Raw genomic sequence first — 8,045 nt, 5'->3', positions numbered from 1 at the left:
CCCCAGTTGAAATTCGGCTGTGGCGTCAGCCGATGCTGAACGGCTGTCCCCATAGTGTGGTGGAGGCCGTGACGGCATCGTTCTCGATGGTGACCTTCACGTAGGAACGGGCCTCGGCGTAGCCGGCACATCCAGCGACGCTCAGGGTTTCGTCGGCGTAGGTGTAGCCACCGCCGTTGCCGTCGAACGAGAACTCGTTCGACACCTCGGTGGCGACCGTGACACCGTCGATCTCCGCGGACTTCTCGTCGGCCACGAGCTTGACGTCGTTGAACTGGCCGGGGGCGAGAGCCAGCTCGACGCCTGCACCGATGTCGTAGGTGTTCGGCTGCGTGCGGTTGATCGTCAGTGAGCTCAGGTCGCCCGGCTCCAAGCCGATGGTGTTGCCCTGGCCGAAGGATGCGTTTCCGTCGGCACCGATCGCGGCACTGAAATCCACCTGGCAGCCGACCAGGAAGCCCGGCTCGATGGATCCGCCACTGGCGTTGGAGGTCTCGACGGTGTAGTTGCCGGTGACCCACACGTTGCGCTGGGTAGGTGTGGCACCCATCGACGGCGAGATCAGCGCGCTCTGGCCGAATCCCTTGACGGTCACGGTGGTTCCGTCGATCAGCGTCTTGCTGATCTCGTTGTCCTGCAGTGGAACGAAGGTGTCGGCGTTGGCCGCTCCGGCGGACAGGAACCCGATCGCGATTGCGCCGACGGCTCCGGCCGCGGCCGTCTGGAGTCCACGCCGCATGGTGGTGGTGTTCTGCATAGCTACCCCTTTTGGGAAAGTGAAACGCGCTCTAGGCGAGGGTGAGTGAAGTGGTGGGATGCTCAGCCGAGGCTGAACGGCTGGCCGTAGAGCGTGCCCTTGTAGCGGTAGTTGCCGGTGAGCTCGAGTGTGGTGTACGAGCGAGCCTGCGCGTAGCCACCGCAGTTCTCCACGGAGATCCCGACATCCTGGTACTGAATCGCGGTGAACGGGCCCTTGACGTCCTTGCTGCCGAGCTCGACCTGCGCCACTTCCTTGTCCTTGATGGGGACGTTGACTCCGACGCCGCCCTCGAACTTGTTGGTGGTCTCGCCCTCGCCGCCGATGAGGAACGGGATGGGGAACAGCGTGATGATGTTGGTGTTGCCGCCATCGATACCGAAGCCCGCGTTCATATCGAGGCTCAGATCATCCATGTCGAGCTGGCAACCGACGAGGTAGCCCGTCTTGAGGGTTCCGCTCACTCCCTCGGGAACGTCGGCGGTAGCGGTGCCGGTGACCCAGCCGTTCCGGTTGAGAGGATTGTTCGCGATCGCGGGCGAGATGACAGCCGATTCGTCGACATGCGAGATCTTGTACGGCCCCGCAACCTTCTCGCCGTTCGGCAATGGAACGAACGTATCGGCGTTGGCTGCGCCGACCGAGAGCATTCCGATGGCAACGGCCGACGCCGCGCTCACTGCAGCGATTCGACTTACCTTGCGCAGCACGGAGTGACGAATATTGTTCATGATTCCCCTCATATGACCGGCCGATGCCCCATCCGATGGCCGGACCGATCGGGAGACATCTTTTCTCGCAGAAGAATACTGTACAAATCGGTACGAAGCATCCACAACGGACGCAATATCGATGCATGTTTCAGCAGCTCACAGATACCGTCCCTGCTTGCAGTACCTAAACAGCGCCCGCGCTCGCAACTCGACGTCCGTATTCGGAGCGACCGCTCGAATTGTGCTGACACAAAGCAAGAGAACGCACCCCGAATGCACAATGTATGCAACAAACCGATCGAGTACCGACGTCGACATGATCCGGCGATCTCTTTTCCACACACCATTCATTCGACTGACACAACGATGCCCTGCAATCCGTGGATTGCAGGGCATCGTCGAGTATTTCCCCCGAAACTAGAACTTCAACAGCGGAAACTCGTCGAGCGTGACGGCAGTGCCATCCGCTTCACAAGCCGATGCAACGGCAATCGAATTGTCGACGAATTTCTGGCCGGATTCGCTGTCCGGCTCGGAGAGTTCCAACGAATCGCCAGGCAGGTCGGCCACCAGTGTCGTCAGAGCATTCTTGACGTCACCTGTCGCCTGCTCCGATTGGGTGGTGAATTCACTCAGCGAAGCGGCTTTGTCCGCGGTCCACGTCTCGACACCGGCCTGATCGGTGGGAACGGCTTCGACGGTGGCGACAAAGTCATTGTGCGACGTCGCGAAAGCCGTGCAGGTATCGGCATTCTCCCCCGATGCCGCATCCGAGGAATCGCTGCTACATCCGGCCAGAAGTAGAAATGCCGCGCAGGCGGCGGCAGAGAGAGCTTTCGTTTTCATTGTCGGTCCCCCGGACCCCTTCTCGCAGGCAGCACCGAAGCATTGCCCTGCGGTGTCGATTCGTTCGGTTCTACTGGTACACAGCAATCAGGCCCGCCCGGGATACCCGGGCGGGCCCAATCGATTTCGGCTAGGTCAGCCGAGGGTGCTGCTGTTGATCAACCGATCGAGATCAGTTGAAGGTCCACGGTGCGCCGTACGTGACAGCAACATCACCGGTGGAGCTGGTGACGGAGACGTACGGACGGACGCGGACGTTACCGAGGATGCCGGTAGCGGTGCCGTGAGCGTTGGCGATCTGGATGGTGCCGGAGGGGCCTTCGGCGTCACCTTCGGTGCCCTGGATGTTGCCCGAGGCAGCGGTGGCGTCGACGATGCCGGGTCCGGGAGCGATCTCGGCCTCGAAGCCAGCGGACGGCAGCAGGTCGCTCGTCGAGATCGAAGCCGAGGGCTCGGTGCCCAGCGGAACGTCGAACTCTGCGCTGATGTTCGGGGTGGTGTAACCGAAGGTGATCGATCCACCGATGCTGGCCGGGTAGCCGACCTGGTAGCCGATGGCGACGGTGCCCTCGAAGTCGTCGGCGTCGGGACCGGTGACGGTCCAGCCTGCGACACCGTTGGCGAACCACTCACGGGTGAGCGGGTTGCCGTCGAGCGGCGAGACGCTGTTGATGAAGGTGTCGGACAGCGACACGGTGATGACGTTGCCGTTGGCATCGACGACCGTGTTGGTGCTGTCCACTGCAGCGGACGCGGTTCCGGTACCGAGTACCAGACCGACGACCGACGCGCCGGCGACAACCGCAGCGCTCATGGACTTGAGTCCCCGGCTACGCCGCGACTTCTGGATCTCCGTCATTTATTCCTCATCATGTTCAGTCCCAGCGCGGTGTCGCACGGGGAAGCTTGTGGCTTTCACCCTCGAACTGGATCGCCTGCGTCAGTGCAGACGAGCCCGAGCCGGATGCGACCGTGGCGGCCTCATCCTGTTGTTCAGTTCCGAGTTCGGGGCTCGGGACCGGTTGGTCCCACACCCCGGTTGTCGGAAGCTGAGGGGAACATTAGAGGAGATGCCTGATCGTGACAATCCCTACGATCGGCGTCGGAAAGTTGCTCTCTCGTGATGTGTTTCGGCGGCGTGAACAACTTTCACATGACGATTGGTGGTAACCCGCGTCACACCATCTTCCGAAGAGGCCAAACCGTTACACATCGAAACTGTGGGTAAAACAGCCCTGATATGGGAAGACAGCAATTCGGGCACTACCGAGGAAAGCGCTCGATCGGTGCTACAGACAGTCCGGATAGCCCACGTTCGCCCCGTTCCTCGGCCTCAGCGGCCCGCCCGGCCGCTAACGGCAGGTAAACGAGTAACTAACAGACCTGTCATTCTGAGCCAATAAATGTGTTGTGGATCACATCAGAAGTAATGAGGTGGTCGCTGTTGCTTCAACCATTCGTCCGAGGAGGAGCCGCCGGATTCAGTGCCTGCGCCGTCTCCTCGCTCGTCTCCGGTGGTCTCCGGCAGAACCTCACCGAAGATGCGAGCGAGCCGGGCCCGTTCTGCTCGGGCCCGGCTCGCGTCGTCTTCGGCCGATCGATCGTCGTTCGGCTCTTCGCTCATCGGTATCGCTATGCATCCAATCCCGACAGCTCGGCGATGACCTGACTCGCCAGTGGCGTCAGCGTCGCCATCCCGTCGCGAATCGCAGCCCGCGACGAGGCCAGATTGACCACCAGCGTGCTACCGGACACGCCGACCAACCCACGGGACAGACCCGCGTCCAGCGAACCGGCCGCCAGCCCCGACGATCGCAGCGCCTCGCTGATACCCGGAATCTCTCGGTCGAGCACCTCAGCGGTGACGTCCGGAGTGACATCGCGGGGTGAGACGCCCGTGCCACCGATGGAGACCACCAGATCGACACCGCCGATCACCGCGGTGTTGAGTGCATTCCGCACGTCCACTTCGTCCGCCGTCACGGCGACGACGCCATCGACGAGGAAACCTGCCTCGGTCAGCAGTTCCGTGACGAGCGGGCCCTTCGAGTCCTTCTCGGTGCTGTGCGCTGTTCGGTCGTCCACGATGACGACCAACGCGCGCCCTGCCAGTGGTGCGTCGAGTTCCATACCGCTCACCGTAGTAGTAAGGCCCCTACCCGGCTCACGCTGTGCGTAAATCGTTGCAACCGTGCCGCGCCTGCCTGCTTCTCGCAACATCAGCGACCGCCCGGAAGCGACGGGATCTGGAAGGGCAGTTGCTGTTCCTGCCGCTGCGTCTGCGGCTGTGCCGCCACGGGCTCCGCAGTACCGAGCGTCACCGTCGCTGTCTTCTCGCTGCCGCCCTCGGTGTAGGTGACGGTGACGGAATCTCCTGGAGCGTGCGAGCGCACCGCTGCGATCAACGCGTCACCGCTCGAGACGATGCGATCGTCGAGCTTGGTGATCACCGCACCCGTGGGGATGCCTGCCGCTGCCGCCGGGCCCCCCTCGGTGACCTCGACGACGGTTGCGCCGTTGGCGTCGTCCTGCGACGGCACCTGCACCCCAATCATGGCCTGGGTGGCTTTGCCTGTGGTGGTCAGCTCGTCGGCGATGCGCTTGGCCTGATCCACCGGGATGGCGAACCCGAGTCCGATGGAACCACTCTGGCTCCGGATCCCTGGCTGCCGCCGAGCGTGGCGATCGCGGTGTTGATACCGATCAGTTGTCCGTCGGTGTTGACGAGCGCACCGCCGGAGTTGCCCGGGTTGATCGCAGCGTCGGTCTGGATGGCGTCGATCACCGAGTTCTGATTGCCTGCCTCCCCCGAGGTGGACACCGGCCGATTGAGCGAGGACACGATGCCCGTGGTGACGGTGCCCGCCAGGCCGAGCGGGGAGCCGATCGCGACGACCTGCTGGCCCACTTCGAGGTTCGACGACGAACCCAGTTCGATCGGCGTCAGGTTCGTTTTGCCCTCGGCCTTGATGACGGCCATGTCCGAGACCGAGTCGGCACCCACGATCGTCGCGTCGGCGACCGATCCGTCGGAGAACGCGACGGAGAGTTTGCCGTTGGCACCTGCTCCCGTCGCGACGTGATTGTTGGTCAGGATCAAGCCGTCGCTGCTGAGAATGACGCCCGAGCCCTCACCCTCTTCCTGAGAGCCCTTCACCTGAATCTGCACGACGCTCGGCAGGACCTTGTTCGCTACCGCCTGAACCGAGCCGTCGGGGAAGTTGGCGGCGGGCTGGGCAGCAGTGACCGTGGAGTTCAACGAGTTGGACACTCCCCCGCCGCTGCCGTTGGCATTGTTGGTGGCGATCGCACCGACCGCGCCGCCGATTCCGCCACCGACCAGAACGAGCGCGATGGCTCCGGCCACCAGCACCGACCGACCCGGGCGGGACTTCACCGCGCTCGGTGCCGAATTCGACTGCGGCGCAACGTGCTGGGGTTGAGCCTGGGCGTGCTGCGGATCGCCCTGCTGACCGTACGGCCCGAAGCCGGCTGGTAGGCCCCCTGTCCGTAGCCGGCGTACTGCTGCGGGTAGCCCTGCTGCGGCGGCTGCGACCCTGCGTTGTGGGGTTGCGCCTGCTGGGACGGGAACTGCTGCGTCGGATGCTGCTGGGCCGAGTAGCTCTGCTCGTCGCCGCGCGAAGCCCGGTCCGCCGGATGCTGCTCGCCACCGGCACCCTGTCCGCTCTGTTCGGATTCGTTACGGTCGTCGCTCATCGTTGCTGCTTCCTTCAGTAGGGACCCAGAGGTCCGCCCGCCTTCTTGCTACTCACTGTGCAGGGCGGTACTGAGAGCGCGCTGAGATCCGGCTATCAGTTTGCCGAGAGTGTCGTGGGATCAGGAGCACCTTCGCCGGGCAGCACGATTCGGATCAGCGCGCCGCCCCGCTCGGACACCTCCACCCCGATGGTGCCGCCGTGCTTGACAACCACCTGTCGCACGATGCAAGTCCCAGACCGGATCCGGGCATCGAGCGCGACGCCGTCGAGCGATAGAAGCGCTCGAACACCAGCTCGCGATCTTCCTCGGGGATACCGGGGCCTGCGTCGTCCACCGTCAGCTCCAGCAGGCCATCGCCGATCTGCCGCATCGCGATTCGCACCTCACCGCCGCTCGGACTCCATTTGGCCGCGTTGTCGAGCACATTGAGCACGGCCCTCGACAGTCCTGCTTGATCGCCGTAGACGAACCACGGCATCAACGTCGCATCGAAGTCGATTTCGTTGCGGCGGCGGCGTGCTCGCTCGAGACTGCGTTCGACGGCATCGGCCAAATCGACACGTTCGAACACCGTCTCCGGCGCATCCTCTCGCGCCAGGTCGACCAAATCGCCCACCAGGGTGGACAATTCCTGAATCTGCGCCACCACGTCGGTCCGCAGCTCGGCCATGTCCTCGTCCGGGATGGACGGCGCTCCTGGGCGTCCCGCCGCGATGAGCAACTCCATGTTGGTCCGCAGCGAGGTCAACGGGGTGCGAAGTTCGTGGCCCGCATCGGCGACCAATCTGCTCTGCCTGCCTCGAGATTCGGCCAGTGCGCGGAGCATCGTGTTGAAACTCTCGGTCAGACGCGCCAACTCGTCGTCGCCGGTCACGGGGATCGGCGTGAGGTCGTCGGTGCGCGCAACCCGTTCGGCTGCGGCCGTCAGCCGGGCGATCGGCCGTAAACCGGTGCGCCCCACGGCCATACCTGCTCCGGCCGCCAGCACCACTCCACAGGCACCGACGATCAACAGCACCCACGCCAGCCGGTCGAGCACTTCCCCGGTGGGCAGCAGTCTCTGTGCGACGACGAGAGTGCTGCCGTCCTTGGTGCGTAGTGCGAGCACCCGCTGATCGTCGAGCGTGCGCAGCGACGATTCCAGTTCTCCACTCACCACAGCGAGTTCGGCATCGCCGATCGGCACCTTGGGACCGGGAGGGTTGTAACTCGACATGTCCGGATAGATCAGCGCAACACTGACATCGGTGCTGTACAACGTGGCTCCGGCAACGAACCGCGGGTCATAGGACACCAGACTGGACTCCGCCAGAGCCGAAGCGCGGGAGCGCAATTGAGTGTCCACGTCGCCGTACAGCGCTCGCGAGACCACCGTGTACGCGGCAATGGCCATGACCGCCACCGCAATCGCGACGACGGAGGCCGCGAGCAACGTCACCCGCCACCGCAGCGACACCGATCGCGTCAGGGGCATCGGTGGTCGCATCCCCGTCGGCGACGAGCCGACACCGTCGGCCGATTTGCGCCCGAACGACGCGACCATCACGGAGGCGTCTCGCGCAGGACGTACCCGACACCGCGAACGGTGTGGATCAGCCGCGACTCCCCCTCCGCCTCGGTCTTGCGCCGCAGGTAACCGACGTACACCTCGAGCGCGTTGCCCGACGTCGGGAAGTCGTAACCCCAGACTTCCTCGAGGATGCGGCTTCTGGTGAGCACTCGGCGCGGATTGGTCATCAGCATCTCGAGCAACGAAAATTCGGTCCGGGTGAGGCTGATGGAACGTTCGGCGCGCGAGACCTCACGGGTGACCGGGTCCAACGACAGGTCCGCGAACGTCATGGTCTCCGAGTCGATGCCCGCTTCCATCGCGGTACGCCGAAGCAGCGCGCGCAGGCGGGCCAGCAGTTCCTCGAGCGCGAACGGCTTGGGCAGGTAGTCGTCGGCACCGGCATCGAGGCCGGCGACGGCGCTCGGGACACCGAGATCGCGTGCCGTCAATCACGAGG

6 protein-coding genes and 3 pseudogenes are annotated in these 8,045 nt (G+C 64.1%); all 9 read right to left on the bottom strand.

Annotation, left to right across the window (positions count from 1 at the left end; all coding sequences use genetic code 11):
• Window positions 1-25 precede the first annotated feature (25 nt).
• On the bottom strand, window positions 26-757 hold the full coding sequence (locus RHBS_RS20375; protein WP_237669497.1) for an MspA family porin: 732 nt from the start codon (window positions 755-757) through the stop codon (window positions 26-28).
• A gap of 62 nt (window positions 758-819) precedes the next feature.
• On the bottom strand, window positions 820-1,488 hold the full coding sequence (locus RHBS_RS20370; RefSeq protein WP_128646326.1) for an MspA family porin: 669 nt from the start codon (window positions 1,486-1,488) through the stop codon (window positions 820-822).
• Between the two features lie 399 nt (window positions 1,489-1,887).
• On the bottom strand, window positions 1,888-2,316 hold the full coding sequence (locus RHBS_RS20365) for a hypothetical protein (RefSeq protein WP_128646325.1): 429 nt from the start codon (window positions 2,314-2,316) through the stop codon (window positions 1,888-1,890).
• A gap of 172 nt (window positions 2,317-2,488) precedes the next feature.
• Entirely contained in the window at window positions 2,489-3,175 is a 687-nt protein-coding gene (locus tag RHBS_RS20360; RefSeq protein ID WP_128646324.1) for an MspA family porin, read from the bottom strand.
• Window positions 3,176-3,736: 561 nt separating this feature from the next.
• On the bottom strand, window positions 3,737-3,940 hold the full coding sequence (locus RHBS_RS20355) for a hypothetical protein (protein ID WP_128646323.1): 204 nt from the start codon (window positions 3,938-3,940) through the stop codon (window positions 3,737-3,739).
• Window positions 3,941-3,948: 8 nt separating this feature from the next.
• A complete protein-coding gene (locus tag RHBS_RS20350) occupies window positions 3,949-4,446 on the bottom strand; it encodes a molybdenum cofactor biosynthesis protein B (RefSeq protein ID WP_037191958.1) in 498 nt (165 codons plus the stop codon).
• 89 nt (window positions 4,447-4,535) lie between these two features.
• Window positions 4,536-6,033 (bottom strand): annotated as a pseudogene (locus tag RHBS_RS20345) (S1C family serine protease).
• 95 nt (window positions 6,034-6,128) lie between these two features.
• Window positions 6,129-7,579, bottom strand: a pseudogene (locus RHBS_RS20340) (ATP-binding protein).
• Window positions 7,579-8,037: pseudogene (locus RHBS_RS20335) on the bottom strand (winged helix-turn-helix domain-containing protein); the annotation flags it as partial. The pseudogenes RHBS_RS20340 and RHBS_RS20335, both read right to left, overlap by 1 nt.
• Between the last annotated feature and the right edge of the window lie 8 nt (window positions 8,038-8,045).

The sequence above is a fragment of the Rhodococcus sp. BS-15 genome (assembly GCF_000813105.1).
Lineage (GTDB): Bacteria > Actinomycetota > Actinomycetes > Mycobacteriales > Mycobacteriaceae > Rhodococcoides.
This window is presented reverse-complemented; position numbering and strand designations above follow the sequence as displayed.